We start from the raw sequence: 26,300 nt of genomic DNA on the forward strand, positions 1-26,300 counted from the left end.
TGAATGCGGAAGGTCTGCTATCTGGCCGAGTTGCGTTTCGCGTTTCGCGTGATCGCAGTCAGAATCGCAACGAGTTCGTCCGTCTCGCGCGTGATGCCGCGGAGGCGCGAGGGAGCGGTCACCTCGGCTTCGGCGAGCAGGCGGAGCCAGTACAAGCTCTCGCGGGCTTCCTTCTGAGCGATCTGGAGCTTGTGAACAAAGTCCTTCCGGCTCTCCCCTGCGCGGGCCTCGGTCACGTTCGCTCCGATGGAGGTTGCGGACCGAAGAAACTGTTTCCCGATCACCCACCCCGCCCGGTCGCTGGACTCCTGGAGCGCTCGGAACAACCGGACAGCCCGGACACCATACGCCAACGTCCGTTCGCCAATGTCGCGTACCTGCCGCGGCCTTCCCGACGGGTCTGCGTTTCGTTCCACGTTCAACATTCTCAATTCCGCATTCAGTGCGCGTTCTCGTGGGCAAACCCGCGGAACAGGGTGAGGAAGAGGATCTTGACGTCCATGCCGAGCGACCAGTTGCGGATGTAGAAGAGGTCGAACTCGATCCGTTTCTCCAGGCTCGTGTCGCCGCGCCAGCCGTGGACCTGCGCCCAGCCCGTGATGCCGGCCTTCATCTTGTGGCGGAGCATGTAGCCCGGGATCTGGTGCCGGAACCCCTCGATGAGCGCCGGGCGCTCCGGCCGCGGGCCGACGACCGACATGTCGCCGCGGAGCACGTTGAGGAACTGCGGGAGCTCGTCCAGGCTCGTCCGCCGGAGGAAGGCGCCGACGGGCGTGGCCCGGGCCTCGCCGCGCCGCGACCACACCGCCCCGCTCTGGGCCTCGGCGCCGACCGGCATCGAGCGGAACTTGAGGATCTCGAACGTCTGCCCGTTGAGCCCCATCCGCGTCTGGCGGTAGAGGACCGGCCCGGGCGACGACAGCTTGACCGCCGCCGCGATCAGGGCCAGGAGCGGGGCGGTGAGCACGAGGGCCGCGAGCGAGAACGCGACGTCGGCCGCGCGCTTGACGATCTGGCGGACGTCGAACGGGGCCTCGTCCAAGAGGTGGATGACCGGGAGCCCGTCGACGTCCGAGACGCGGCTGTTGAGGAGCAGGTCGAGGCCGAGGATGTCGGGGACGAGGCAGAGGTGGGCCGTCCGCGTCGTACACGCCTCGGCGACCGCCTCGATCTTGTTGGCGGCCGAGAGCGGGAGCGCGGCGTAGACCATGTCCACCCCGCCCAGCCGGTCCAGCACCGCGCCGACGTCGCGGACCGGGCCGATCACGCGGGGCGCCGCCTCCTGGCCCGGGTAGAACGGGTCGGCCGGCTCGGCGTCGACGGCGTCGCCGCGGTCGTCGAGGAAGCCGACGACCTCGAACCCCATCCACGGGTAGTGCTGGAACGCCCGGGCCAGCCGCTGCCCGGCCTTCCCCGCGCCCACGATGAGCACGCGGCGGACGTTGTGGCCGCGCTCGCGGGCCTGCCGGAGCGCGGCGTAGATGGCCGTCCGCAGGGCGACGAGGAGCGCCGACGAGATCGCCCCGAACAGGAGCATGTGGAGCCGCGAGAACGAGAACTCCCGGAAGAAGAACAGCGCCGCGACCGACGCCGCCACTCCCAGCGCGACGGCCCGCGCGACGGCGAACACCATGAGCGGGAGCCGCTGCGCCCGCCGCGTCTGGTACAGCCCCGAGAGCAGGAACACCCCGCCCCACACGACGAGCACGAACGGCAAAAACCCCAGGTACGACCCCAGCGAGACCCACTCGGGCGGCGTCAGCACCTCGAACCGGACGGTCCACGCCAGCACCCACGACAGGGCGATGAGCACGAGGTCGGCCGCGAACAGGCCGCGCTGGAGGAGGAGGCTGCGCTCGAGGAGCATCTGCGGGCGGGCCGGCGGCCTCGGCGGCCGCTAGAGTCCAGGAAAGAAGCGTCTCAAACGGCGGGGGCGGGGCGGGGCAGGCTCGGGAGCGAATCTAGAGTCGCGTATCGCCGTCCGCGGGTCACTTCTGAAGGACAGGCCGCCCCGCTCGGGCGGAGAAGAACGACGAGGCCGCTGCTCCCACCCCGCCCGTGCTCCTCCTTCTGGGACGGACCCGGGCGGGGCGGCCGTACTCACCCGCCCCGCCCGGCCCGGAGGCGGGCGGGGTGGCTGGCGCGGACGAGCGCCCGCGCCAGCGCCCGCGTCGAGTTGACGAGCGGGACCCCGCCCCGCTCGGGCTCGGGGACCGCGAGCGGGAGCTCGGTGCAGCCCAGGATCACGGCCTCGGCGCCCCGGCCGATCAGGTGGTCGGCCGCGTCCAGCAGGGCGGCGCGGGCGCGCGGGTCGGGCGGGGCGGACTGCGCTTTGAGGCCCCACGCGCGGCCGTAGATCGACGCCTGCACGCGGGCCTGGTGCTCGGCGTCGGGGACGACGGCCTCGACGCCCGCCGCCTCCAGGCCGACCTGGTGGAGCCGGTTCTCGACCGACGACGTGGTCGCCAGCACGCCGACACGACGTGCCCGTGGGGCCACCTCCCGCACGCGCTCGACGATCGCATCGACGATGTGGACGAGGCGGAGCGCGCGGCCCTCGGCGGCGAGACCGGCCACGAGCCGGTCGAACAGGGCCGGCGCGTGGGCCGTGTTGCACGGGACGCCGGCGACCGAGCACCCGGCGTCGTCGAGCCGCCGGAGCACCTCGAACATGGCCGGGAGCGGCGACGGCGCCGCCGCGTCGGCGATCCAGGTGGCGCGGTCGGGGATGCGGCCGGGGTAGGAGACGAGCGTGACCGGCAGGTGCTCCTGGTCCGCGTGGGCGTCGGTCTCGTCGAACACGGCGCGGACGAGGTCGAGGCCGGCGTACGGGCCGAGCCCGCCGAGCACGCCGATGGCGGAGCGCTCGTCGGGGGAGGGGGCGCCGTTCAGCGCGGAGAGGGCGGGGTCTGTCACGGGCGGGGCGGGCACGGGCGGGGCGGATACGGGCAGGAGCGGTGAAAACGACGGCAAGACGCTCTCCGGCGGGGCGGGGCGGCCGCTCTGCGAAGGGCGCGGGTTGGCCGGCGGCCCGGCGGCCCCCTAGTTTCGCAGTTCTGCGCCGAGGCGACACCGGCGGCACCGATGCCGCCTCGCCCCTTGGGTTCGCCCGTGGGGTCCGCCCCGCCCCGGCGCCGACTTTGCCCGATGGTGTAATGGCAGCACAGCAGCCTTTGGAGCTGTTTGTGGAGGTTCGAATCCTCCTCGGGCAACCGCCCCCGCCGCCCCGCCCGCAGGGCCTGCCTCCCCGCCCGCAGGGTCCGTCCTGCGAACGCCCGCCCTCCGGGTCCGCCCCGTGTCCCACCCCGCCCTCCCCGTCACGATCTTCGCCGGCCGGAGCGTGCCCGCGCTCGCCCGCGACATCGCCGCCGCCTACGGCCGCGTCGAGGGCGACCACTCGGGCGAGCTCGGCGGCGTCACGCTGCGCGACTTCTCCGACGGCGAGATCTACGTCCGCTACGACGAGTCGATTCGGGGGACCGACCTGTTCATCGTCCAGTCGACGCCGCCGCCGGCCGAAAACTGGATGGAGCTCATGCTCCTGGTCGACGCCGCGCGGCGCGCGTCGGCGGCGCGGATCACGGCCGTCATCCCGTACTTCGGCTACGCGCGGCAGGACCGGAAGGACCAGCCGCGCGTCTCGATCGCGGCGCGCATGATCGCCCGGATGCTCGAGCAGGCCGGCGTCGACCGCGTGCTCACGATGGACCTCCATGCGGCCCAGATCCAGGGGTTCTTCGACATCCCGGTCGACCACCTCTACGGGAGCGTCGTGTTCGAGCAGTGGCTGGACGAGCACTCGCGGCCGGGCGGGGCGGACGCGGATGGGCGGGGCGGGGCGGACCTCCGCGCGTTCCGCGACAACCTCGTCGTGGTGGCCCCGGACGTGGGCGCCTCGAAGGTGGCCCGGGCCTACGCCAAGCGCCTCGGCGCCGACCTCGCGCTCATCGACAAGCGCCGGCCCGAGGCCAACGTCGCCGAGGTCATGAACGTGATCGGCGACGTGGCCGGCCGCAACTGCCTCCTCATCGACGACATGTGCGACACGGCCGGCACGCTCACGTCCGGCGCCCAGGCGCTCGCCGACGGCGGCGCCCTCGACGTGCAAGCCTTCTGCACGCACGCGCTCCTCTCCGGCCCGGCCGTCGACCGCATCGAGGCCAGCCCGCTCAGCCGCGTCGTCGTCACCGACACGATCCCGCTCCAGCGGACGTCTCCCAAGATCGAGGTCATCTCGGTCGCCCCGCTCTTCGCCGAGTCCATCCACCGGATCGGCGCCGACGAGTCCATCTCGACCCTTTTCGTTGATTAAGCCGGTTCAGGGTTGAGGGGTTCAGAGTCCAGGGTCGACCGACCCTCGCCCGCCCCGCCCCCACCCTGAACCCCCCGAACCCCGAACCCCGAACCCGTTATGCAGACCGTCCACCTCGCCCCTCAGCCCCGGGACACCGGGAAGGCCGCCACGAAGGCCGTCCGCAAGGCCGGGCTCGTCCCGTGCGTCCTCTACGGCACCCACACCGAGCCCGTCCACTTTGCCGTCGAGACGCTCGCGCTGCGGCCGCTCGTGTTCACGACCGAGACGTACCGCGTGGCGCTCCCGTTCGAGGGCGAGGAGCACGAGGCCATCCTCAAGGACGTCGACTTCCACCCCGTCACCGACGTCCCGCTCCACGCCGACTTCCTGGCGCTGACGGCCGGCGAGTCGCTCACGATGACGGTCCCGGTCCGTCTCGAGGGCACCCCGGTCGGGGTGAAGGCCGGCGGCGTCCTGTCGCAGTCGCTGACCGAGCTCGAGGTCCGGGCGCTCCCGAAGGACATCCCCGGCCACATCTCGATCGACATCGAGAACCTCCAGGTGGGCGAGTCGATCCACGTCGACGACCTCTCGATCGGCGGCTCGATCGAGGTGCTCACCGACCTGGCCCGGACGATCGCCGTCGTGAGCGCGCCGCGCGCGCTCGTCGAGGAGACGGCGGACGACGCCGTCGCCGCGATCCTCGACGCCGACGTCCCCGTCGTCGGCGAGGAGGTCGAGGGCGAGGACGACGCGGCCGAGGAGGCGTAGCCCGCGCGTCCCGCCCCGCCCTACGCGGGCGGGGCGGCCTCCCGACTCTGCCTGCGACGGGCGCCCCGGTTCGCCGTGGGCGCCCGTCGCGTTTCCGCCCCGCCCGCCGCGGGCTCCCGGGGCGGGGCGGTCGTACGCTGCCACCTTGGGAGCCCGCGGGTACCACCCGGCGGGCCCTTGCGCTTCCCCCGCCGAGGGCGGCGTGGGTCCGCTCGTCTCCGACCGCACACCGTTCCCACCCCGCCCATGTCCTGGCTCTCGCGTCTCCTCGGTTCCCGCCCCGCCCCGCCCGCCACGGGCGCGCCCGACGCGGGCGGGGTGGACGTGCGCCGCCTCCTCGTCGGCCTGGGCAATCCGGGGCCGGACTACGTCGGCACGCGGCACAACGCCGGCTTCGTGGCCATCGAGCGCGCGGCGGACGCGGCGGGCATCGCCCTCGACGCCGAAGTCGGAGGCCGGGCGGGGCGGTCGGTCGTGGGCGAGGGGCTCTACCGCGGGCAGGGGCTCGCGCTCGCCAAGCCGCTCACGTTCATGAACCGGAGCGGGGCGGCCTACGCCGCGCTCCTCGACCGCTACGGGCTCGACGCCGCCGACGTGCTCCTGGTCTACGACGACCTCGCGCTCCCGCTCGGGCAGGTCCGGCTGCGCGGGAAGGGGTCGGCCGGGGGGCACAACGGTGTGCAGAGCGTGATCGACGCTCTAGGAACTGCGGAATTCCCCCGCCTCCGAATCGGGCTGGGAGATAGTTTCCCCCCCGGCGGCCAGGTCGACTACGTCCTCGCGCCGTTCGACGACGGCGAGCGCGCGGCGGCCGACGCCGCGCTCGACCTCGCCGCCGAGGCCGCGCTCGCGTTCGCGCACGACGGCCTCGCGGCGGCCATGAACCAGTTCAACGGCCGCTAGCCCGCCCCGCTCGCGCCCCGGAGGGCGGGGTGGGTGCCCCCTCACCCACACCCGCTCCCATGACCGAAGACCTGCTCGCCTGGCTCGTCCCCCTCGCCGGCGTCCTCGCGCTCGGCTACGCCTTCCTCCGCACCCGCTGGGTCACGGCGCAGCCCGTCGGGACGGAGCGGATGGCCGAGATCGCCCACGACATCCAGGAGGGCGCCGCCGCCTTCCTCCGCCGCGAGTACCGCGTGCTGGCCGTGTTCGTGGTCGTCGTGGCCGCGCTCCTGCTCCTGGCCAACCTGGGGCGGGCCGACTCCAGCCCGCTCATCGCGCTCTCGTTCGTGGTCGGCGCGCTGTGCTCGGGGCTCGCGGGCTTTTTTGGGATGCGCGTGGCGACCAAGGCCAACGTCCGCACGACGAACGCGGCGCGGACGTCGCTGGGCGAGGCGCTCAACGTGGCCTTCTCGGGCGGCCTGGTCATGGGCCTCTCGGTCGTCGGGCTGGGGCTGCTCGGGCTGGGGACGCTGTTCATCTTCTACACCGGCGCCTTCGACGGGGACGACGGCGTGCTCCAGCCGCTCGAGGTCACGCGCGTGCTCAACGTGCTGGCCGGGTTCTCGCTCGGGGCCTCCTCGATCGCGCTCTTCGCGCGCGTCGGCGGCGGCATCTACACCAAGGCCGCCGACGTCGGCGCGGACCTCGCGGGCAAGGTCTACGAGGGGATCCCGGAAGACGACCCGCGCAACCCGGCGACGATCGCTGACAACGTGGGCGACAACGTGGGCGACGTGGCCGGCATGGGCGCCGACCTGTTCGAGTCCTACGTGGGCTCCATCGTGGGCGCCATGGTGCTCGGGGCCGCGTTCGCCGGCGCGCTCGTCGACGCGGGCGGGTTGGAGCTGGGGGCCGTGCTCCTCCCGCTGGTCCTGGCGGCCGTCGGCATCGTCGTCTCGATCCTCGGGTCCTTTTTCGTCAAGGTGAGGGAGGGGGGCAACCCGCAGCGGGCGCTCAACCTGGGCGAGTTCGGGGCGGCCGCCGTCATGGCCGCGCTCGCCACGCTCATCATCCTGTGGATGATCCCGTCCGAGTTCACGGCGTCGACCCCGATCGTGGGGACGTTCGTGTACTCGGCGTGGGGGATCGTCTTCGCCGTCTGGATCGGGCTGGCGGCCGGCGTCGCGATCGGGCTCGTGACCGAGTTCTACACGGCCACGCACACGTCGCCGGTGACCGGGATCGCGCGGGCGTCGGTGACGGGCGCGGCCACCAACATCATTGCCGGGCTGGGCGTGGGCATGTACTCGACGGGCATCCCGACGCTGATCCTGGCCCTGGCGATCGTCGGCGCGTTCTCGACGGCCGGGCTCTACGGGATCGCGATCGCGGCGCTGGGGATGCTCTCGGTGACGGGCATCCAGCTGGCCGTCGACGCCTACGGGCCGATCTCGGACAACGCCGGCGGCATCGCCGAGATGGCCGAGCTCCCGCCCGAGGTCCGCGAGCGGACCGACCTGCTCGACGCGGTCGGCAACACGACGGCGGCGATTGGGAAGGGGTTCGCGATCGGGTCGGCGGCGCTCACCGCGCTCGCGCTCTTCGCCGCCTACATGCAGCAGACCGGGCTCGACGCGATCAACGTGGCCGACCCGCGCATCCTGGCCGGCGTGCTCGTCGGCGGGATGCTCCCGTTCGTGTTCTCGGCGATGGCCATGAACGCCGTGGGGCGCGCGGCCGGCGACATGATCAAGGAGGTCGGCCGGCAGTTTGCCGAGATCCCCGGGCTCCGCGAGGGGACCGCCAAGGCCGACCACGCCCGGTGCGTCGACATCTCGACGCAGGCGGCGCTCCGCGAGATGATCCTGCCGGGCGTCCTCGCCGTCGCGGTCCCGGTCGCCGTCGGGTTCTACGACCCGACGGTCTTGGGCGGCCTGCTCGTCGGCGTGACCGTGACCGGCGTGCTCATGGCCATCTTCCAGTCGAACGCGGGCGGGGCGTGGGACAACGCCAAAAAGCGGATCGAGGGCGGCGTCACGTTCGACGGCCAGACCTACGGGAAGGGCTCGGACGTCCACAAGGCGGCCGTCGTGGGCGACACGGTCGGCGACCCGCTCAAGGACACGTCGGGGCCGAGCCTGAACATCCTCGTCAAGCTCATCTCGGTCGTCGCCCTCGTCATCGCCCCGCTCATCGTCGGCGACGTGGACGTGGTCGACGAGGTCGACGTGCTCGAGATCGAGGAGGTCTCGCTCCCCGCCCCGCCCGCCGACGTCGACCCGCTCCCGCCGGCCGAGAGCGTGGGGACGGCCGACTCGGACCTGTAAATGACGTGGCGCCGCGGGCGGGGCGGCCGCTGTTTCCGCTCCGCCATCGCCGCGGTGGTGGAGGCCAGGTACCCGGTCCTCTGCGAAGCCAGACGTTTCTGTAGGGGCGGGGCGGCGAACCCCCGGCTGTTCGGGGGGTACGACGCGGACGAGAGGAGAGGGCGCGTCGAATTTCTCTGACCACCCCGCCCGTGCTCGGGCGGGGCGGACGTCGTCGGGCCGCCCCGCCCGCGACGTGCGAGCGGGGCGGGGCGGTTACTCGTCCGTGGCTCCGCCGTCTCCCAGGGTCTCCGGGAGCAGGACCACCTGCACGTAGCGGTCCGTGTCGAGGTAGCGCCGCGCCGCCTCCTGCACCGTCGCCTCGGTCGCCGCCTCCAGGAGGGCGGGGCGGGCCAGGACCTCGTCGACCGGGAGGCCGTAGCGGGCCACCTGGCCCAGCACCGACAGCCAGTAGCCGTTCTGGCGGAGCGCGGTCTGCTGCTCGCGCCGGGCGCCCTCGCGGACGTTCTGGACGAGCCGGTCCTCGGGGCCGTCGGCCTTGAGCGCCGCGATGTCGGCGAACACGGCGTCGACCAGCTCGTCGACGCGGGCGGGGTCGGCGCCGAAGCCCAGCGAGACCGTGTACTCGGGGCGCGGCTCGCGGTCCGCCCCGCCCTGGACGCGGACGCTGTACGTCCCGCCGAGGTCTTCGCGGAGCGTCTCGCGGAGCGTGGTCTCGAGGACCTGGGCGAGCGCGTCGAGCTCGGCCTCGGCCTCGTCGGAGTAGGCGTCGAGCGGGCCGTGGAACACGACCTGGACGCGCGCCTGCGGCTCGACGCCCCGGTACACCGTCTTGCGGACGACGCCGTCGGGCCGGTCGACCAGGACGTCCTGCGGGACGTCGGTGCGCGGGAGCGTCGGGAGCCCGCCGAGCCAGGTCTCGACGAGCGGCTGGACCTCGGAGGGCTCGAAGGCGCCGACGAGCGAGAACGTGAAGTCGTCGGCGTCGGCGAAGCGCTCGCGCACCGCCGCGACCGACGCGTCGAGGTCGGCGGCGTCGAGGGCCGCCAGCGTGAGCGGCTGGCGGCGCGGGTTGTCGCCGGTGAGCGTGACGCTGAGCGTGTCCGAGAACGCCTTCTGCGGCGTCGCGGCCGCGTTGTCGAGGAAGGTGCGGATCTGGCCCAGCGTCGAGCCAAAGGCGTCCTCGTCGCGGCGCGGCGCGGTCATGGTGAGGTAGACGAGCTGGAGCGCGGTGTCGAGGTCGTCCGGCGAGGCCTGCCCGCGGATCCCCTCCTCGCGCTCCGAGAGCGTGGGGAGGACCGAGACGGTCTGGCCGGCCAGCTTTTTCTGCAGCTCCGGCGCCGAGAACGCGCCCGCCCCGCTCGACCCGACGACGGCCGCGGCGAACTGGGTCGCGCGGTACGTGTCGAGGCTGAACAGCGACGTGCCGCCCGGGCTGGTCGCCGAGATCAGGACCTCGTCGTTCTGGAAGTCGGTCGGCTTGAGGAGCACGCGGACGCCGTTCGAGAGCGTCCACCGCGTGACGCCGTTGCCCAGGTCGTCGGCCTCGACCACGCGGCCCGGCGAGGGCGGGGTGGGCACGAGCGGGCCGGCGGCGACGGCGTCGTCGTAGGGCGCGAGGTCGGCGGCCTCGACGGCGGCGAGCGTCGCGCGGACCTCGGCTTCGGTCGGCGCCGCCCCGCCCTCGGTCTCGGGCAGCGCGAGCGCGACGACGCGGTTCTCCTCTTCCAGGAGCTCGCTGGCGAGGGCCGTCACCTCGTCGAGCGTGACGCCGGGGAGGTAGCCGCGCGTGAGCCGGTCGCGGTCGTCGACGCCCAGCGCCGGGGCGCCTTCGAGGTCGTAGTCCACGAGGGCGCTGGCGTAGGCGCGGCTCGGCGTCTGGTCGCGCTCGGCGAGCGCCCGGTCGAGCCCGTTGAGGACCTCGGCCTTGGCCCGTTCGAGCTCGCCCTCGGTAAACCCGAACCGGCGGACCCGCTCGGCTTCGGTGAGGAGCGCGTCGAGGGCGCGGAGGGCGCCCGCGCCGGGCGCGACCGCGAAGAACGAGGCGAAGTCGACCGTGCGGAGGCCGCCGCCCAGGCTGGCCCCGGCGAACGCGAACGGCGGGTCGGCGCTCTGGCGGAGCTCGCCCAGGCGCGCGTTGAGCATGGCGTTGAACAGCCCGACCTTCACGGTCCGCCGGTAGTCGGCCTCGGTCCGCGTCGTCTCGGGCTCTCGCTTGAGGAGGACCTGGACCTGCCCCTGCGGGAGCTCGGGGTCCGTCGCGATCACGACGAGCGTCTCGTCGTGGCCGGGCACGCTGAAGCTCGGGCGGGGCGGGGCGTCGGCGGGGGGGTCGAGGTCGCCGAACTGGTCCTCGATCATCCCGACCACGCGGTCGGCGTCGACGTCGCCCACGACGACGACGGCCATGAGGTCCGGCCGGTAGTAGTCGTCGTAGAAGTCGCGGAGCCGCTCGGCCGTGGCCGCCTCCAGCGTCTCCTCGTCCCCGATCGGGAGCCGCTCGGCGTAGCGCGAGCCCTGGAAGATGACCGGGAACTGGACGTCGCGGACGCGCCCGCCGGCGCCCCGCCCGAGCCGGAGCTCTTCGAGCACGACGCCCTTCTCCTTGGCCACCTCCTCGGGCGTGATCGTCACGCTGCCGGCCCACTCGCGGAGCACCTCGAGGCCGGTCTCGAACGTGTCCGCCGAGTCGGTCGGGACCTGGAGCATGTAGACCGTCTCGTCGAACGACGTGTAGGCGTTGACGTCCGGCCCGAACTGCATGCCCGTCGACTCGAGGTAGCGGACGAGCTCCTGCTCGGGGAACGCCTCGGTCCCGTTGAACGCCATGTGCTCCAGCAGGTGGGCGAGCCCGCGCTGGTCGTCGTCTTCGAGCACGCTCCCGGCGTCGACGACGAGCCGGAGCTCGGCGCGGTCGCGGGGCTCGCGGTTTTCGCGGACGTAGTACGTCAGCCCGTTCGCGAGCCGCCCCGCCCGAGCCTTTGCGCGCGCCCGGAGCCGGCGCGGGCGGGGCGGCGGCTTTTTCGTGCGGGCTCCGGGAGCGCTACCGGGCGGGGCCGCGTATGGCTCCCGTACCTTCCCGCCCCGCCCCCTCTTTAAGCCGCGCGCCTGCGCCCCCCTTCCATGGCCCGAGTCGATGTTGTGATGCCCAAGATGGGCGAGAGCGTAATGGAAGGGACGGTGCTGGAGTGGAAGAAGGCGGTTGGCGACACGGTCGAGCAGGACGAGACGCTCCTCGAGATCTCGACCGACAAGGTCGACTCCGAGGTGCCCAGCCCCGAGGCCGGGCGCATCGCCGAGATCCTGGTCCAGGAGAACGACACGGTCGAGGTGGGCACGCCCATCGCCGTCATCGAGACGGACGTGAACGCCGACCTCGGCGGCGGCTCCGACGCCGCCCCGCCCGCCGAGGACTCGGCGGTCGAGGAGGCCGCCGAGCCGTACGACGAGACGCACCCGGTCGGCGAGGACCCGGCCGTGGAGCCCGAGGCCAAGCCCGCCGCCCCCATCGTGCGGCCCGTCGATGGCGGCGGAGGCGACGGCAGCGACGCCACCCCGCCCGCACCGAGCGGCTCGGGCGGGGCGGCCTCGGGCGGCGCAGCCGGCGGCGGCGCGCGGACCGAGGTGGTCATGCCCAAGATGGGCGAGAGCGTGATGGAGGGGACGGTGCTGGAGTGGAAGAAGGCGGTCGGCGACACGGTCGAGCAGGACGAGACGCTCCTCGAGATCTCGACCGACAAGGTCGACTCCGAGGTGCCCAGCCCCGAGGCGGGGACGCTCCTCGAGATCCTCGTCCAGGAGGGCGACACGGTCGACGTGGGCACGCCCATCGCCGTCATCGGCTCGGGCGCCGCCGCGTCGGACGGCGGGGGCGGGGCGGGCGCCTCGGGCGACGGCGCCTCGGACGTGCCGGAGCCGTACGAGAAGAGCTACAGCAGCGCCCCCAACGAGGCCACGGCCGCCGCCGCCCCGGCCGTCCGGGAGGAGCGCGGCGCCGAGGCCGCCGCCCGCGCCACGGCCGGCGACCGCGGCCCGATCCCCCGCCGCGACGACTCGGGCAACTTTTACTCCCCGCTCGTCCGCTCGATCGCCGAGACCGAGGGGCTCTCGCTCTCCGAGCTCCAGTCGATCACGGGCTCCGGCCAGGAGGGCCGCGTGACCAAGGCCGACGTCATGGGCTTTCTCGAGTCGCGGGGCGGGGCGGGCCAGCCCGCCGAGACGCCGCAGCCCAAGAGCTACAACGCTGAGGGGTCGGGACCCGAGACTTCGGCGGCCCAGGCCGCCCCGCCCCGCCCGGCCGCGCGGCAGGCGCCGGCCGCGCCGCGCACGCGCGCCCAGGCGGCCGAGGCCTCGGCCGAGACGGGCGACCGCGTCGAGGTGATCGAGATGAACCGGATGCGGCAGCTCATCGCTGACCACATGCGGCGGTCGAAGGACACGAGCGCCCACGTCACGAGCTTCTCCGAGGTCGACGTGACCGGCCTCGTCCAGCACCGCGAGGCGCACAAGGCGGCGTTCCAGGAGCGCGAGGGCATCAAGCTCACCTACACGCCGTACTTCGTCGAGGCGGCCATCGAGCCGCTCCGCGACCACCCGCTCCTGAACTCGTCGGTCGAGGGCACGCGCATCCTGGTCAAGAAGGACTTCAACGTCGGCGTGGCCGTGGCCGTCGGCACGAAGGGCCTGCTCGTCCCGGTGATCCGCAACGCGGGCCAGCAGAACCTGACCGGCCTCGCCCACACCGTCTCCGACCTCGCCGAGCGCGCTCGCACGAAAAAGCTCCAGCCCGACGAGCTCCAGGGCGGCACGTTCACGGTCACGAACGTGGGCTCTCTGGGGAGCCTCATGGGCACGCCGATCATCAACCAGCCGCAGTCGGCCATCCTGTCGCCGGGGGCCATCGTCAAGCGCCCGGTCGTGATCGAGGTGGACGGCCAGGACGTGATCGCGATCCGCCAGATGATGTACGTCTCGCTGTCGTACGACCACCGGATCATCGACGGGGCGATGGCGGCCAGCTTCCTCGCGGCGTACCGCGCCCAACTGGAGGCCATCGGCCCGGACTCGACGCTGCTCTAGCGGCCCGAGCCGCAGTCAGTCCGCCCCGCCCCGCCCACTCTGGGGCGCGGGCGGGGCGGACGACGCTCCGTCAGTCGCCGTCGGCGCTCCCGGCGAACTGGTCGACGGCCCCAGCCATCTCCTGCATCACGCGCTCCATCGACTTCTGCCCGTACGGGTAGAACGGCTTTTTGTCGCCGGCCTCCCACGCCTCGCGGAGCGCGGGCTGCGTGAGGTCCCAGTCGGGGCGGATCGACCGGGTGATCTCGCGGAGGTCCTGGTGGAGCTCGGCCGTCGAGGGCCGGCCCCAGTAGTAGTACCCGTTGTACACGCGGTGGATTTCGAGGTCGGGCCGGAGCACGACCGTGTGCGGAATCATCACGTCGTGCTCGGTGTCGGTGTACTCCTTGATGCCGAGGTCCTGCTGGACGGTCCGGTCCTCGTCGTAGAGGAACGGCCAGTGGGCGTCGAGCTGCTGGCGGAGGTTGTTCGTCGTGTGCCAGTCGTCGGTCGTGATCGTGACGAGCCGCGTGGTGCCCACGACGAGCTGCTTGTAGAACGCGGACAGCCCCTGGAGCTGGACGCGGTCCTTGGGGCAGAAAAAGCCGCGGATGAGCGTGACCACCATCGGGTCGCCGCTCTGGAGGTCGGAGAGCCGGCGCGGCGTCTTGGTGTGGTCCGGGAGGACGTAGTCGGGGAAGGTGGCTCCGGGGGCGAGGGAGGACGGCATGGGAAAGACCGGGCGTAGGGTGGAGGCGACGGGGCGGCCGCCGATGCGGGCGGGGCGGTCCGTACCGCGCGCCGAGCCCGCGGCTCCCCCGTGCGCGCGCCTCCGGCCCGAACGGTGGGTCCGCCCACCGGCCACTCAGGCGCCGCCCCGCCCCCGCCGCCGCCCCGCCCCGAGCGCCCGGGCGGGGCGGGCCCGGCGAGCGGCCCCTTGCCGGGCGGGGCGGGGCGGTCTACCTTCCGATAGCCGTTATCCACAACGCAAAACCGTGGCCGACCCCGCCCCGCCCCTCCGCCTCTCCGTCGTCCAGCTCGAGGAGCGCCTCGACGGGTTCGTCACCGAATACCTCAAGGACAAGAGCGAGCAGACGCGGGGGACCTACCGCCGCACGCTCAACGAGTTCGAGCGGTACCACGCGGTCCGGGCGGGGCGGCCGTCGAGCCGGTTCCGGTTCGTCGAGGCCGACGTCGAGGCGTACAAGGCGTACCTCATGGAAGAGCGCGAGCTGAGCCAGGTGTCCGTCTCGACGTACCTCACCGCGATCCGCCGGTTCTGCGACTACCTCGTCGCCCGCGGCGACCTGGCCGAAAACCCAGCGCGCGGCGTGAAGGGGAACCGCCGGCCGGAGTCCCACAGCCGCGCCGTCCTGCGCGCCGACGAGGTCGAGGCCCTGTTCGAGGCCGTCCCCGAGGCCACGCTCATCGGCCGCCGCGACCGGGCCATCATGGCGCTCATGGTGTACGGCGGCCTGAGCGAGATCGAACTCGTCCGCGCCGACGTGGACGACCTCGACCGGACGCTGATGGGGACCGTGATCCGGGTCCAGGGCAAGGGGCGGACGTCGAAGGACGCCCGCGTCCCGCTGGATGACTCCGCCCTCGGCCCGCTCGACGTGTACCTCCAGGCGCGGTCCGCCCCGCCCTCGGCCCCGCTCTTCGTCAGCCACGGGCACCGGAGCGAGGGGACCCGGCTCAACACGCGGTCGGTCCGGGGCCGCATCAACGGCCATCTCCGCTCCGCCAAGCTCAAGCGGCGTGGCGTGAGCCCGCACAGCCTCACGCACACGGCCGCGCTCATCTGGCTCAACGACGGGATGCCGGTCGAGGAGGTCCGCCGGCGGATGCGGCACGGGACGCTCGAGACGACGATGATCTCGTTCCGCAAGCAGGGGTTGCTCACGCGCGAGCCGGAGACGGAGTAGCGCGGCTCTGCGCGGGCGGGGTGGAGCCCGCGGAGCGCGCGCCCGTATGCTCCCTTTCCGCCCCCGCGACCATGCCCGCCCCGCTCCCCATCTCGCTCGACTCGCCGGCCGTTTCGCAGGAGACGGTGACGTGGCTCCGCGGCCAGTCGTTGGCCGACTTCCACGCGCTGCCGGAGGGGACGCTCGCGCAGTTTTTCGACGGAGAGGTCCTTGTGTCGCCCGCCCCGCTCTTCCTGCACCAGCGCGTCGTTGCGCGCCTCCACGTAGCTCTATCGCGTTTCGTGGAGGAGCACGGCCTCGGCGAAGTGCTCGTGTCCCCCTCGACGTGACGCTGTCGGACTCGCTCGTCGTTCAGCCGGACCTCGTGTTCGTCTCCCACGCGCGCGACGGGATCGTGACGCGGGAGGGCCTGAGCGGGGCGCCGGACCTCGTGGCGGAGGTGCTCTCGCCGTCGACCGCGTACTACGACCTCACGCTCAAGCGCGACGTCTACGAGGCTCGCGGCGTGTCCGAGTACTGGATCGTGGACCCCGAGCGCAAAACGGTCGCGGTGCTCGCCCGCGAAGACGGCCGCTACCGGACGCAAGCCGACCTCGGCGCCACGGGGCGGGCGGCGTCGGCGCTGCTCGACGGGTTCGCCGTCGAGGTCGCCTCGCTGTTCGGGAGCCCCCGCCGCTCGTAGAACCGCCGCGGGCGGGGTGGCTAGCCGTCCGCCGGCCCCGTCACCAGGACCACCTCGGGCGCCTCCGCCCCGCCCTCCAGCCCGACGAGGGCGACCCGGACGCCGCCCCGCTCGACCGCCTCCTGTTCGCCCTCCTCTCGTGCTGGGAGCGTGAGCACGACCGGCTCGCCGCCCACCGTCAGGCGGACCTGGACCCGCCCCGCCCAGATGCACTGGACGCCCTCGGGGCACCGGCTGTCCTCGACGAGCGCCTCGAACGCGACCGTCTCGCCTTCGCGCTCAGCGCGCTCGCCGAGCGCGAGCCGGAGCGAGTCGGCCTCAGCGCGCGCGTCCTGGGACTGAACGGGCGGGGCGGCCTCCTGGGCGGCCGCGCACCCCGCCCCGCCCAGCGACAGGAACACGAGGACGGCGAGGGCGGGGCGGAGCGTGCTCATGGCGGGCGGATCAGACCTGTACGGGCGGGGTGGGGAAGAACGCGGCGGCGCCCCGGCCCGTGCCCTACAGCCGCGTCCGCACGCCGATGAAGGCCGCCGAACCGGCTCCACCCGACGTAGTCAGTGGTCACACGCCGCAGCGCGAACAGATCGCCTTCATGGGGCTAGGCCGCTCCAAACTGCTGAGACGTGTGGAGGACGGTAAGCACCTCGACGTGCGCCTCATCTGCCCAGTAGATCACCCGGTACTCTCTCCAGACGACCTCCCGAATCGCGGGGTCGGCGATCTCAGGGACGGAGCGGCCAGAGAGTGGGAACGTCGCGAGGCGGCGGACGGAGCCGAGCAGGCCGTCTACGACGATGTCGGCGTAGGCGGGCGCCACCTCGACGTAATAGTCTTCGACGGCGGCAAGGTCCGCCCGCGCCTGCGGAGTCCAGACGACGTCGGCCACGGGTCAACGCGCCGCCCGGCGGCGTGCGAACTCTGCTTCTACCTCTTCCTGCGACTGCAGCCCCACCCCGCCCCGGGCCTGCGTCAGCCCGCGCTCCACCTTGTGGACGACGATGAGCCGCGCGATCACGTCCTCGTACGTCGCGTCGTCGGGGAGCTCTTCGACGACGCGGCGCGCTCGTTGCTTCGGGGTCGGGCTGGAGGCAGGCACGGGCGGGGCGGGCAGGCGGACCCGAAGCTAACCCCTGGCTCCCCATGCCCACGGGCGGGGCGGGCCGCCCTACAGCCGCGTCCTGACCCCGAACTGGTGGAGGCCGCAGAACCGGCTCCACCCGACGTAGGCATAGTCGACCGTCACACGGCGCAGCGTGAGGCCGGCGCCCAGGCTCAGGCCCGCCAGGTCCAGGCGCCCGCCCGCGTCGAGGTCGCCGGCCCGGCGGCCGTTGTAGCCCACCCGGGCCTTGAGCGTCGACCCCAGCGCCAGCTCGCCGCCCAGCGCGACGTGGTCGAGCGCGCGTCCCACGAACGACGAGTCGCCCGGCGCCGGCCCCTCGAACGCCTGGAGGTCGGTGAGCGCCAGCGAGACCGTGAGCGGGACGTACTGGAGCCGCTTCACCGCCGTCAGGCGGAGGTCGAGCGGGAGCCGGTCGCGGGACTCGCCCAGCGATGACAGCACGACGCCGGCGTGGTGGAGGCTCGCGCCCAGCGTGAGGGCCTGCCCAGGGACCGCGAGCGACACGCCCACGTCGGCGGCCAGCGCCCGCGCGTCGGCGTCGTCGACCGACGAGAACAGGGCGTGGACGGTCGCGCCGACGCGGAAGGCCGGGAGCACCTCGCGCGCGGCCGACACGGTCACAGCCGCCTCGCTGGCCCCGAACGTCCCCTCGTCGCCATCGACCTCCCCGCCCGTGGCCCGGTCGAACTCGCCGTACGACACGAACCGGACGCCGACCGCCCCGCTCACGCCCCTCACGTCGCGGGCGTAGACGGCCGCCCCGCTCCCCACGTCGAGCACGAGGTTCGCGTACGAGAGCGCGACCGCGCCGTCCATCTCCGACGAGAGGAGGGACGGGTTGTAGAACAAGGCCGTCGGATCGTCGCCCGGCAGCGCGCCGGCGCCGGCGAGCGCCGCCGCCCGCGTCGACGCGTCCAGGCGGGCGACCCCGAACCCGGTCTCCCGGCGCGACTGGGCCGCCGAGGGCGGGGCGGCAAGCGCCACCGCGAGGGCGGCGCACGCGAGCAGACGGAACGGGCGCATGCGGGCTGGAGCAGGCCCCGGCCCGGGCGGGCGGGGCGGAGGAGCGTCGTGCGGAACCGTCTCGAAGGGGCGACTAGGCGCGGGGCGGCGGGCGTGCCCGAAGCTACGCCGCCCCGCCCCGCCGGCCAGGGCACATCGGCGCCCGCGCGCGGGCGCGATCGCCGCGCGGGGCGGCCCGGGCGTGCGAAGCCGTGTCGAAGGGTGACGAGACGGCAAGCCTCCCGCGTTACCTCGTGCAGCGCCCGCCGTTGCGGCACGCCCTCCGGCCCAAGAACGCACGGAGACCGCGGAACGGCCGCCCGGGCACCCCGTCCCACACCGGTTCCGCCCGCCGCCCCGCCCTCCGGGTCCGCTCCGACGCGTAGCTTCGCCGTCCTCCCCCAGACCGCCCCGCCCCATGCTCGCCGCCCTCAAAAAGCTGTTCGGAGACTCCAACGAGCGCGAGCTCAAAAAGCTCTTCCCGCTCGTCGACGAGATCAACGAGATCGCCGAGGGGCTCGAGTCGCTGAGCGACGACGAGCTGAAGGCGAAGACGGCGGGGTTCAAGGCGCAGATCGCCGAGGCCGGCGCGCCCATCGAGGCCGAGCAGGCCGAGGTCCGCGCCCGGCTCCTGGCCGCCGGAGAGGACGACGACGCCGTCGGCGGCGACGGGCAGGCGGTGCCCACAGGCCTCTCCGTCCGCGAGCGGCAGGACCTCTACGCCCGCCTCGACGACCTCGAAGGCGAGTGGCTCGACGCCGTCGAGGACGTGCTCGACGACATCCTGGCCGAGGCCTTTGCCGTCATCAAGGAGACGTGCCGGCGGTTCGTGGGCAAGACCTGGGAGGCCGGCGGCGCCGAGGTCGAGTGGCAGATGGTCCCGTTCGACGTCCAGCTCCTGGGCGGGGCGGTCCTCCACCAGGGCTCGGTCGCCGAGATGAAGACGGGCGAGGGCAAGACGCTCACGTCGGTCGCCCCGCTCTACCTCAACGCGCTCGTCGGCCGCGGCGTCCACGTCGTCACCGTCAACCCGTACCTCGCCCAGCGCGACGCCGAGTGGATGGGGCCGGTCTTCGCCTTCCACGGCCTGACCGTCGACTGCATCGACAAGCACCCGTCGCACAGCCCCGGCCGCCGCGCCGCCTACCGCGCCGACATCACCTATGGGACCAACAACGAGTTCGGGTTCGACTACCTCCGCGACAACTCGTTCGTCGTCGACGCGAACCAGCTCGTCCAGCGCGGCCACCACTACGCCATTGTCGATGAGGTCGACTCCGTCCTCATCGACGAGGCGCGGACGCCGCTCATCATCTCCGGGCCGGTCCCCCAGAGCGATGTCGACGAGTACAAGGAGTTCCAGCCGCCGGTCGAGCGGCTCATCCGCGCGCAGCAGAAGCTCGTCGCCGGCTACGTCTCCGACGCCGAGCGCAAGCTGAAGGCGGCCGACGAGGCCGAGGCGGCCGGCAACAAAAAGGAAGCCGCCGCGCTCCGCGACGACGCCGGCCTCGACCTCCTCCGCGCCCAGCGCGGCTACCCCCGCAACCCGAAGCTCATCAAGCTCAAGGGCGAGCCGGGCGTCGAGATGATGATCCGCAGCGTCGAGTCGGTCTACCTCGCCGACTCGGGCAAGCGGATGCCCGAGGTCGACGAGCCGCTGTACTTCTCGCTCGTCGAGTCCCAGCACCAGATCGAGATGACCGACCGCGGCCGCGAGACCGTCGGGCAGGCCGCCGGGACCGACGCCGACTTTTTCGTCATCCCCGACGTGGGCGAGGAGATCGCCCAGATCGAGCGGACCTACGACGACAAAAAGGCCGACCTCGTCGAGTCGCTCCGCGAGGACGACTCGCTGGACGAGGAGAAGCGCCAGAACAAGCTGGACAACGACCTCCGCGAGCTCCGCAACGAGGCCGAGGAGTCCAAGCGGAAGGTGTACACCGAGTACGCCGAAAAGTCCGAGCGCATCCACGCCGTCAACCAGCTCCTCCGCGGCTACACGCTCTACGAGCGCGACAAGGAGTACATCGTCCAGGACGACAAGGTGATGATCGTCGACGAGCACACGGGCCGCGTGCTCCCGGGCCGCCGCTACTCCGACGGGCTCCACCAGGCGATTGAGGCCAAGGAGCGCGTCAAGGTCCAGGCGGCGACGCAGACGTACGCGACGATCACGATCCAGAACTACTTCCGCCTCTACTCGAAGCTCGCCGGCATGACCGGCACGGCCGAGACCGAGGCCGAGGAGTTCGGCAAGATCTACAGCCTCCCCGTCGTGGTCGTCCCGACCAACCGGCCCATCGCGCGGGCCGACGACGACGACCTCATCTACAAGTCGAAGCGGGCCAAGTACAAGGCGCTCCTCGACCGGATCGAGGAGATCCACGCGACGGGCCAGCCCATCTTGGTCGGCACGGCGTCGGTCGAGGCGTCGGAGCAGGTCGCTCGGCTCCTCCAGCGCGCGGGGATCAAGCACAACGTGCTCAACGCGAAGGCGTCCCGCGCGCAGGCCGAGTCCCAGATCGTGGCCGAGGCCGGACAGAAGGGCGCCGTCACGATCGCCACGAACATGGCGGGGCGGGGCACGGACATCAAGCTCGGCGAGGGCGTCAAGGAGCTGGGCGGGTTGGCGATCCTGGGAACGGAGCGCCACGACAGCCGCCGCATCGACCTCCAGCTGCGCGGCCGGGCGGGGCGGCAGGGCGACCCGGGCTTTAGCCAGTTCTACGTGTCGCTCGAAGACGACCTCATGCGCCTCTTCGGCCACGACCGGACGGCCAAGATCATGGACCGGCTGGGCATGGAGGAGGACGAGGTCCTCACGCACAAGTGGCTCACGAAGGGCGTCGCGCGCTCGCAGGCCAAGGTCGAGCAGAACCACTTCGCGAGCCGCAAGCGCCAGCTCGAATACGACGACGTGCTCAACGCGCAGCGCGAGGTGATCTACGACCGGCGCATGAACGCGCTCGAAGGCGACCGCCTCCGCGGCGACATCTTGGAGATGCTCCGCGGGCTGGTCGAGAAGATCGTCGGCGAGCACTTCGGGAACGGCGACCTGGAGGAGATCCGCGAGGGGCTCCTGCGGCACCTCGCCTTCGACTTCGAGATCGACCCGATGACGGCGTCGACCCTGGGCGCCGACGGGCTCGTTGAGCGCATCCTCGACGAGGCCACGTCGCACTACCGCCGGAAGCGGGCGGCGCTCGCGCGGCCGTTCTTCCAGAGCGCCCGGCAGATGATGGACACGGCCGACGAGGACAAGCGCCCCTCCAAGCTCTACGTCGACTTCACGGACGGCCGGAAGGTGCTCCGCGCGACCGTCACGCCCGACGCCGTGATCGAGTCCGAGGGCCAGGAGATCAACGACGCGCTGGAGCGCGCGGCCGTCCTGTCGGTCATCGACGAAAAGTGGACCGAGCACCTCCGCGACCTCGACGAGGTCAAGGAGGGCGTCGGGCTGCGGGCGTACGGCCAGAAGGACCCGCTCATCGAGTACAAGATGGAGGCGTACCGCCTCTTCAAAGAGCTCGTGCAGACGGTCGACGAGGAGGTCGTGGGGCTCGTGTTCAAGGCCGGCCCGCTCGTCCAGGGCGACAGCCAGCGCCAGGCGGCCCGCCGCGTGACGCAAGTCGCCAAGCCGCGCCTCGACGCGCGGCGCGCGACGGCGCAGCAGGAGGCCGCCCCGCCCCTGGCGGCGACCGCCGGCGGCGACGGCGCCTCGTCGGCCGAGCGCGACCCGACGGCCAAGGCGGCCCCGGTCGTGGCCGAGAAGACGGTGGGCCGGAACGAGCCGTGCTACTGCGGCTCCGGCAAGAAGTACAAGCACTGCCACGGGCGCGGCTAGCCGCGCCGGGACTGGGGACTGGGAGTGAGGGACCAGGGAAAGGCCCGCCCCGCCCAATCCGCCACCCCGCCCGCACACGCGGGGGCGGGGTGGTCGGCGCCCCCGCCGTTCGTTTGGTGGCCGGCCTCCCCGTCATACTGAGTAACGTGGGCGGGGCGGTCGGCGGCGTCCGGGGTGGTGTCGGTGTTCGCGCCCCGGGTCCCGCCCCGCCCTCAGTCTCCAGTCCCCACAGTCCCTTGTCCTCGCGATGCTCCGCTCGCTCTACATCCGCGACTACGCCCTCATCGAGGAGCTCGAGGTCGAGTTCGACAGCGGGCTCAACATCATCACGGGCGAGACGGGCGCGGGCAAGTCGATCCTGCTCGGGGCCATGAAGCTGCTCCTGGGCGACCGCGCCTCGACGGAGGCCGTGCGGGGCGGGGCGAAAAAGGCCGTCGTCGAGGGCGTGTTCGACAACGCCGACGAGGGCCGGCTGCCGGCGGTCCTGGAGGAGCACGAGATCGAGCCGTCCGAGGGCGGGCTGCTCGTCGTCCGCCGCGAGGTGTCGGGGCGGGGCTCGCGCGCGTTCATCAACGACACGCCGGCCACGCTCGACGTGCTCCGCGAGGTGTCGGCGTCGACCATCGACCTCCACGGGCAGCACGAGCACCAGTCGCTGCTCAGGACCGAGACGCACGTCGAGCTGCTCGACAACTTCGGCGGGCTGGGCGGGTTGGTGGAGACGTACCGGAAGGCGTACCGGGCGGCGGCGAAGCTGGTCACGGAGCGCCGCGACCTCGTGCGCCGCGAGGCCGAGCTCCGCAAGCAGAAGGAGCTCTACGGGTTCCAGATCGAGGAGATCGACGCGGCCGGTCTCAAGGAGGGCGAGGCCGACGACCTGGAGGCCGAGCGCCGCATCCTCGAGAACGCTGAGCGCCTCTACGAGGCGACGGCCGAGCTCTACGGCCAGATCTCGGACGCCGACGACGCGCTCTACGACCGGGCCGTGCTCGTACGGAACCAGCTCCAGGACCTCGCGCGCATCGACTCGGCCTTCGACGACACGCTCGCCGACGTGCGCTCGGCGGAGATCGCGCTGAAGGAGGCCACGCAGTTTCTCCAGGACTACAACGCGCGCATCGAGTTCAACCCGGAGCGGCTGGACGAAATCCGCGAGCGCCTGGGCGAGCTCGACTACCTCGAACGGAAGTACGGCGGGACGGTCGAGGCGGTCCTCGCCTACCGTGCCGAGATCGGGCAGACGTACGACTTGGCCAAAGACTTCGAGGGCGCGATCGCCCGGCTGGACGGCCGGATCGCGGACGCGCAGGAGACGCTCTCCAAGGCGGCCTACCGGCTCAGCCAAAAGCGCCACGAGACGGCCGAGCGGATCGAGGAGGCGATCGGCGTCGAGCTCGCCACGCTGGGGATGCCGCACGCGCGCTTTGCCGTCCAGTTCGGGTTCCAGGACGACGACTCGGGCTGGGTGAGCCTCCCCGCCGGGGCCAAGACGCACCGCGTGGTCGCGTTCCCGGCCGGGGCCGACCTCGTCGAGTTCTACCTGTCGGCGAACCTGGGCGAGGACCCCAAACCCCTTGCGAAAGTGGCCTCGGGCGGGGAGGTGTCTCGCATCATGCTCGCGCTGAAGGCGGTGCTCGCGAAGTCGGAGCGGCTGCCGATCCTGGTGTTCGACGAGATCGACACGGGCATCTCGGGGCCGATCGCGCGGCGCGCGGGCGAGTCGATGCACCGGCTGGGCCAGTTCCACCAGATCATCGCGATCACGCACCTCCCGCAGATCGCCTCGCTCGGCGACGTCCACTTCGAGGTCGAGAAGACGGTCGTCGACGGCCGCACGCGGACGCACATCCGCCGGCTCGACGAGGCGGAGCGGGCCGAGGCCGTGGCGCAGCTGTTGGCCGGCGCGTCGGTGAGCCCAGCGGCGCTCCAGTCCGCCCGCGAGTTGATCGAGGAGGGCCGAGCGGCGGAGTAAGGCCGCTCCGCCCGTGGCGAGGGCGGGGTGAGTCCGCCCCGCCCGAGATCGACGCGGGGGCGGGGCGGCCTACCTTCGTCCTAGGGCCTCGTCCTCCGCCCCGCTCCCGACGCCCAGCGCCGCCCACGTCCGGGCGGCCGTCGCGCGGATCGTCGAGGCAGCGGACCCGCTCCGCGTCGGCGTCTTCGGGTTGTACGCGCGGGGGAGGCCGTGCCCGGGAGTGACCTCGACCTGCTCGTGGTGCTCGCAGACGTCGGCCGGCGGCGGGACGCGACGGTCGCCCTGCGCCGTGTCCTGGCAGACTTGCCCGTTGCGAAGGACGTGGTCGTGGCCTCAGCCGACGAGGTCGACCAGCGGCGGAGCTCTCCGTGGCACATCGTCGGCCTCGGGCTCCGTGAGGGACGGGAGGTCTACGCCCGCGAGGCGCCGTGACGCAGACTCTCCACGACGCCCTCGACTGGCTCCGCTACGCGGAAGAAGACCTAGACGCTGCAAAGGCGATGCAGTCTGTCCATACCGTTGTTTTCCGGCACCCGGCGTGGCTCGCGCAGCAGGCGGCGGAAGTAGGACCGCCCCGCCCGCGGCAGCATAAGCGGCTGAGTGCGGGCGGGGCGGCGTCTCCACTACCCGCCACCGGCGGGCGCCCCCCAGGCCGCGCCCAAAAAAGGCACGGGGCGGAGCGCCGGCCACCCCGCCCGCGTTGCACGGGCATGGACCACCCCGCCCTCGACCCCGCCGCCTTCCGCTTTGGCCCCGACGACCGGCTCGCCGACGTCGACCCGTCCGCGACGGCGCCGTTCGACGACGAGGACGCGGCGCGTGAGGCGACCGCGGAGGCCGCGCGCGAGATCGCGCGGCGGCAGTTCATGCTCGAAGCCCACGGCACGCACGGGCTCCTCGTGGTGCTCGAAGGGATGGACGCCGCCGGCAAGGACGAGGCCGTCCACCACGTGATGGGCGCGTTCGACCCCGGCGCCACGACGGCCACGTCGTTCTCGTCGATGTCCGAGGAGGAGGCGCGCCACGACTACCTCTGGCGGGCCGCCCGCGCCCTCCCCGCCCGCGGCGAGGTGGCCGTCTTCAACCGCTCGTACTACAGCCGCGTCGTCTCCGACCGCGTCTCGCCGGAGTTCCTGGCCGAGCAGAAGCTGCCGCCGGACGTCGCCGCCGGCGTCGAGGACGGGACGCTCTGGGACGACCGGCTCCGCCAGATCCGCGACTTCGAACGCTACCTGACCGAGAACGGCATCCGCGTCGTCAAGCTCTTTTTCCACGTCTCCAACGAGGAGCAGCGCCGCCGCCTCGTCGAGCGGACCGAGCGGCCCGAGAAGCGGTGGGACTTTAGCCGCGCTGACGTCGAGAAGCGCGAGGACTGGGACGCCTTCCTCAACGCCTACCAGGCTGCGTTCCAAGCCACGAGCACGGACCGCGCCCCATGGTACGTGCTCCCCGCCGACCACAAGTGGTTTAGCCGGGCCGCCGCGGCGGCCGTCGTCCGGGTCGCCCTCCGCGACCTCCACGACGACTTCCCCGAGCCCGACGACGACCTCCGCGAGCTGCTCCAGTGGGGCCGCGAGCAGCTGGGGGCGGACGACTAGCCACCCCGCCCGCGCAACGCCATATCTTGCGGGAGGGTACCGGGTACGAGGTACAGGGTACTCGGTCGAGGTACGCGAGCGCCGAGGTGAGATCGAGCCGTACCGAACTCTGAGGGTGCGTCGGGGCGGGGCGGCCCGGCTACGCCGCGCGCCGCGCCGTGACCCCGATCAGCGGGTCGCCGTGGGCGGGGCGGTGGACCGTGGTCTCGGGCGCGTCGAAGCCGCCGGCCTCGTCGACGTAGGACGAGACGAGCGCCGCGTGGCCGGCGTCGTCCAGCGACCGCCACGCGAGCACGGCCTTGGTCGGGAAGCAGCGGTTCGAGAACGTGACCACGAACGGAGCGCCCGGCCGGAGCACGCGGGCGACGTCCGCGAACACCTCGACGGGCCGCGTGAGGTACTGCACCGACACGCAGCAGAGCGCGGCGTCGAACGCGCCGTCGGCGTACGGGAGGGCGGGGCGGGCGTTGAGGTCCTGGACCGCCCACTCGCTCAGGCGCGGGTTCGCCTCCAGCTCCTCGGCGTTCATCCCCAGCCCGGCCACGCGCGCGTACGTCGCCTCCGGCGGGAGGTGGCTCACCCAGCTCGACATGAGGTCGAGGACCGCCCCGCCCTCGGGGACGTGCGCGCGGTAGAGGTCGGTGACGGCCGCGACGGCGCCGGCGTCGATGTGCGTGACGAGGCGCGGGTGCTGGTAGAACTGCTCGTCCGGCGACTCGTCGGCGCGGCGGAAGGCGTGGGCGGGGAGCGTGGGCATGGGCGGGGCGGGTGCGTCCCGGACCTACGCCCGCGCCGCGCGGTCGTCCCCCGGCCGCGCGCGGT

Annotated in this window: 22 protein-coding genes and 1 tRNA gene; 13 read left to right on the forward strand and 10 right to left on the reverse strand. The window is 72.8% G+C overall.

The annotated features are described in order from the left end of the window. Window positions 1-17: 17 nt before the first annotated feature. The 3 genes from RQM47_RS04380 to RQM47_RS04390 form a co-directional block, all read right to left on the reverse strand. A complete protein-coding gene (locus RQM47_RS04380; RefSeq protein ID WP_314007551.1) occupies window positions 18-425 on the reverse strand; it encodes a four helix bundle protein in 408 nt (135 codons plus the stop codon). A gap of 14 nt (window positions 426-439) precedes the next feature. Continuing rightward, window positions 440-1,867, reverse strand: a complete 1,428-nt coding sequence (locus tag RQM47_RS04385; RefSeq protein WP_314007554.1) for an undecaprenyl-phosphate glucose phosphotransferase — start codon at window positions 1,865-1,867, stop codon at window positions 440-442. 233 nt (window positions 1,868-2,100) lie between these two features. Further along, the gene (locus RQM47_RS04390; protein ID WP_314007557.1) at window positions 2,101-2,931 is read right to left on the reverse strand and encodes an aspartate/glutamate racemase family protein; all 831 of its coding nucleotides are present in this window, start codon (window positions 2,929-2,931) and stop codon (window positions 2,101-2,103) included. Between the two features lie 210 nt (window positions 2,932-3,141). Between RQM47_RS04390 and RQM47_RS04395 the strand changes: the two genes are divergently transcribed. The 5 genes from RQM47_RS04395 (at window position 3,142) to RQM47_RS04415 (ending at window position 8,274) form a co-directional block, all read left to right on the forward strand. Beyond that, window positions 3,142-3,212, forward strand: a tRNA-Gln gene (locus tag RQM47_RS04395). An 83-nt stretch (window positions 3,213-3,295) separates the two neighbouring features. Next, complete coding sequence (locus RQM47_RS04400) at window positions 3,296-4,312, forward strand: ribose-phosphate pyrophosphokinase (RefSeq protein ID WP_314007560.1); 1,017 nt, start codon at window positions 3,296-3,298, stop codon at window positions 4,310-4,312. A 99-nt stretch (window positions 4,313-4,411) separates the two neighbouring features. Further along, window positions 4,412-5,065, forward strand: coding sequence for a 50S ribosomal protein L25 (locus RQM47_RS04405; RefSeq protein ID WP_314007563.1), 654 nt, complete (start codon window positions 4,412-4,414; stop codon window positions 5,063-5,065). A gap of 246 nt (window positions 5,066-5,311) precedes the next feature. Beyond that, complete coding sequence (pth, locus tag RQM47_RS04410) at window positions 5,312-5,968, forward strand: aminoacyl-tRNA hydrolase (RefSeq protein ID WP_314007566.1); 657 nt, start codon at window positions 5,312-5,314, stop codon at window positions 5,966-5,968. A gap of 59 nt (window positions 5,969-6,027) precedes the next feature. Beyond that, window positions 6,028-8,274, forward strand: a complete 2,247-nt coding sequence (locus RQM47_RS04415; protein ID WP_314007569.1) for a sodium-translocating pyrophosphatase — start codon at window positions 6,028-6,030, stop codon at window positions 8,272-8,274. Between the two features lie 255 nt (window positions 8,275-8,529). Here RQM47_RS04415 and RQM47_RS04420 read toward each other — a convergent pair whose 3' ends face one another. Continuing rightward, window positions 8,530-11,496, reverse strand: a complete 2,967-nt coding sequence (locus RQM47_RS04420; RefSeq protein WP_314009434.1) for a M16 family metallopeptidase — start codon at window positions 11,494-11,496, stop codon at window positions 8,530-8,532. Between RQM47_RS04420 and sucB the strand changes: the two genes are divergently transcribed. Then, window positions 11,398-13,353: a 2-oxoglutarate dehydrogenase, E2 component, dihydrolipoamide succinyltransferase gene (gene sucB, locus RQM47_RS04425; protein WP_314007571.1), complete on the forward strand. Its 1,956-nt coding sequence runs from the start codon at window positions 11,398-11,400 to the stop codon at window positions 13,351-13,353. The two genes, RQM47_RS04420 and sucB, sit on opposite strands and share 99 nt — an antisense overlap. 70 nt (window positions 13,354-13,423) lie before the next feature. Here the strand turns inward: sucB and RQM47_RS04430 are convergent, their stop codons facing one another. After that, window positions 13,424-14,062: a peroxiredoxin-like family protein gene (locus RQM47_RS04430; RefSeq protein WP_314007574.1), complete on the reverse strand. Its 639-nt coding sequence runs from the start codon at window positions 14,060-14,062 to the stop codon at window positions 13,424-13,426. A 265-nt stretch (window positions 14,063-14,327) separates the two neighbouring features. On the opposite strand from RQM47_RS04430, the gene RQM47_RS04435 reads away from it, so the two are divergent. From RQM47_RS04435 to RQM47_RS04445, 3 genes are all read left to right on the forward strand, one after another. After that, entirely contained in the window at window positions 14,328-15,260 is a 933-nt protein-coding gene (locus RQM47_RS04435) for a tyrosine-type recombinase/integrase (RefSeq protein WP_314007577.1), read from the forward strand. Between the two features lie 71 nt (window positions 15,261-15,331). Then, entirely contained in the window at window positions 15,332-15,589 is a 258-nt protein-coding gene (locus RQM47_RS04440) for a hypothetical protein (RefSeq protein ID WP_311661426.1), read from the forward strand. Continuing rightward, window positions 15,586-15,942, forward strand: a complete 357-nt coding sequence (locus RQM47_RS04445; protein WP_314007581.1) for a Uma2 family endonuclease — start codon at window positions 15,586-15,588, stop codon at window positions 15,940-15,942. The genes RQM47_RS04440 and RQM47_RS04445 overlap by 4 nt, the downstream gene beginning before the upstream one ends. A 20-nt stretch (window positions 15,943-15,962) precedes the next feature. Here RQM47_RS04445 and RQM47_RS04450 read toward each other — a convergent pair whose 3' ends face one another. The 4 genes from RQM47_RS04450 to RQM47_RS04465 all read right to left on the reverse strand — a co-directional run bounded on the left by RQM47_RS04450 (window position 15,963) and on the right by RQM47_RS04465 (window position 18,085). Further along, window positions 15,963-16,376: a hypothetical protein gene (locus tag RQM47_RS04450; RefSeq protein WP_311661428.1), complete on the reverse strand. Its 414-nt coding sequence runs from the start codon at window positions 16,374-16,376 to the stop codon at window positions 15,963-15,965. Window positions 16,377-16,540: 164 nt separating this feature from the next. Next, on the reverse strand, window positions 16,541-16,828 hold the full coding sequence (locus RQM47_RS04455) for a type II toxin-antitoxin system RelE/ParE family toxin (RefSeq protein ID WP_311661429.1): 288 nt from the start codon (window positions 16,826-16,828) through the stop codon (window positions 16,541-16,543). 3 nt (window positions 16,829-16,831) lie between these two features. Further along, complete coding sequence (locus RQM47_RS04460; protein ID WP_311661430.1) at window positions 16,832-17,038, reverse strand: hypothetical protein; 207 nt, start codon at window positions 17,036-17,038, stop codon at window positions 16,832-16,834. A gap of 69 nt (window positions 17,039-17,107) precedes the next feature. Continuing rightward, window positions 17,108-18,085 carry a PorV/PorQ family protein gene (locus RQM47_RS04465; protein WP_314007584.1) on the reverse strand — a complete coding sequence of 326 codons (978 nt, stop codon included), beginning with the start codon at window positions 18,083-18,085 and terminating at the stop codon, window positions 17,108-17,110. Window positions 18,086-18,482: 397 nt separating this feature from the next. Between RQM47_RS04465 and secA the strand changes: the two genes are divergently transcribed. The 4 genes from secA (at window position 18,483) to RQM47_RS04485 (ending at window position 25,478) form a co-directional block, all read left to right on the forward strand. Next, window positions 18,483-21,908, forward strand: a complete 3,426-nt coding sequence (secA, locus tag RQM47_RS04470) for a preprotein translocase subunit SecA (protein WP_314007587.1) — start codon at window positions 18,483-18,485, stop codon at window positions 21,906-21,908. A gap of 247 nt (window positions 21,909-22,155) precedes the next feature. Next, window positions 22,156-23,880 (forward strand): DNA repair protein RecN, encoded by a 1,725-nt coding sequence (recN, locus tag RQM47_RS04475; protein ID WP_314007589.1) that lies wholly within the window; start codon window positions 22,156-22,158, stop codon window positions 23,878-23,880. A gap of 210 nt (window positions 23,881-24,090) precedes the next feature. After that, window positions 24,091-24,312, forward strand: a complete 222-nt coding sequence (locus RQM47_RS04480; RefSeq protein WP_311661436.1) for a hypothetical protein — start codon at window positions 24,091-24,093, stop codon at window positions 24,310-24,312. Between the two features lie 278 nt (window positions 24,313-24,590). After that, window positions 24,591-25,478 carry a PPK2 family polyphosphate kinase gene (locus tag RQM47_RS04485; protein WP_311661437.1) on the forward strand — a complete coding sequence of 296 codons (888 nt, stop codon included), beginning with the start codon at window positions 24,591-24,593 and terminating at the stop codon, window positions 25,476-25,478. Window positions 25,479-25,617: 139 nt separating this feature from the next. On the opposite strand, the gene RQM47_RS04490 is transcribed toward RQM47_RS04485, so the two are convergent. After that, complete coding sequence (locus RQM47_RS04490; protein ID WP_311661439.1) at window positions 25,618-26,235, reverse strand: class I SAM-dependent methyltransferase; 618 nt, start codon at window positions 26,233-26,235, stop codon at window positions 25,618-25,620. Window positions 26,236-26,300: the final 65 nt, after the last annotated feature.

Source organism: Rubrivirga sp. S365 (assembly GCF_032248475.1).
Taxonomy (GTDB): Bacteria; Bacteroidota; Rhodothermia; order Rhodothermales; family Rubricoccaceae; genus Rubrivirga; species Rubrivirga litoralis.

Excerpts from the sequence above, each read along its gene's own strand:
- RQM47_RS04380 (WP_314007551.1), bottom strand. The coding sequence starts at position 425 with ATGTTGAACGTGGAACGAAACGCAGACCCGTCGGGAAGGCCGCGGCAG.
- RQM47_RS04385 (WP_314007554.1), bottom strand. The coding sequence starts at position 1,867 with ATGCTCCTCGAGCGCAGCCTCCTCCTCCAGCGCGGCCTGTTCGCGGCC.
- RQM47_RS04405 (WP_314007563.1), top strand. The coding sequence starts at position 4,412 with ATGCAGACCGTCCACCTCGCCCCTCAGCCCCGGGACACCGGGAAGGCC.
- pth (WP_314007566.1), top strand. The coding sequence starts at position 5,312 with ATGTCCTGGCTCTCGCGTCTCCTCGGTTCCCGCCCCGCCCCGCCCGCC.
- RQM47_RS04415 (WP_314007569.1), top strand. The coding sequence starts at position 6,028 with ATGACCGAAGACCTGCTCGCCTGGCTCGTCCCCCTCGCCGGCGTCCTC.
- sucB (WP_314007571.1), top strand. The coding sequence starts at position 11,398 with ATGGCCCGAGTCGATGTTGTGATGCCCAAGATGGGCGAGAGCGTAATG.
- RQM47_RS04430 (WP_314007574.1), bottom strand. The coding sequence starts at position 14,062 with ATGCCGTCCTCCCTCGCCCCCGGAGCCACCTTCCCCGACTACGTCCTC.
- RQM47_RS04440 (WP_311661426.1), top strand. The coding sequence starts at position 15,332 with ATGCCCGCCCCGCTCCCCATCTCGCTCGACTCGCCGGCCGTTTCGCAG.
- RQM47_RS04450 (WP_311661428.1), bottom strand. The coding sequence starts at position 16,376 with ATGAGCACGCTCCGCCCCGCCCTCGCCGTCCTCGTGTTCCTGTCGCTG.
- RQM47_RS04465 (WP_314007584.1), bottom strand. The coding sequence starts at position 18,085 with ATGCGCCCGTTCCGTCTGCTCGCGTGCGCCGCCCTCGCGGTGGCGCTT.
- secA (WP_314007587.1), top strand. The coding sequence starts at position 18,483 with ATGCTCGCCGCCCTCAAAAAGCTGTTCGGAGACTCCAACGAGCGCGAG.
- recN (WP_314007589.1), top strand. The coding sequence starts at position 22,156 with ATGCTCCGCTCGCTCTACATCCGCGACTACGCCCTCATCGAGGAGCTC.
- RQM47_RS04485 (WP_311661437.1), top strand. The coding sequence starts at position 24,591 with ATGGACCACCCCGCCCTCGACCCCGCCGCCTTCCGCTTTGGCCCCGAC.
- RQM47_RS04490 (WP_311661439.1), bottom strand. The coding sequence starts at position 26,235 with ATGCCCACGCTCCCCGCCCACGCCTTCCGCCGCGCCGACGAGTCGCCG.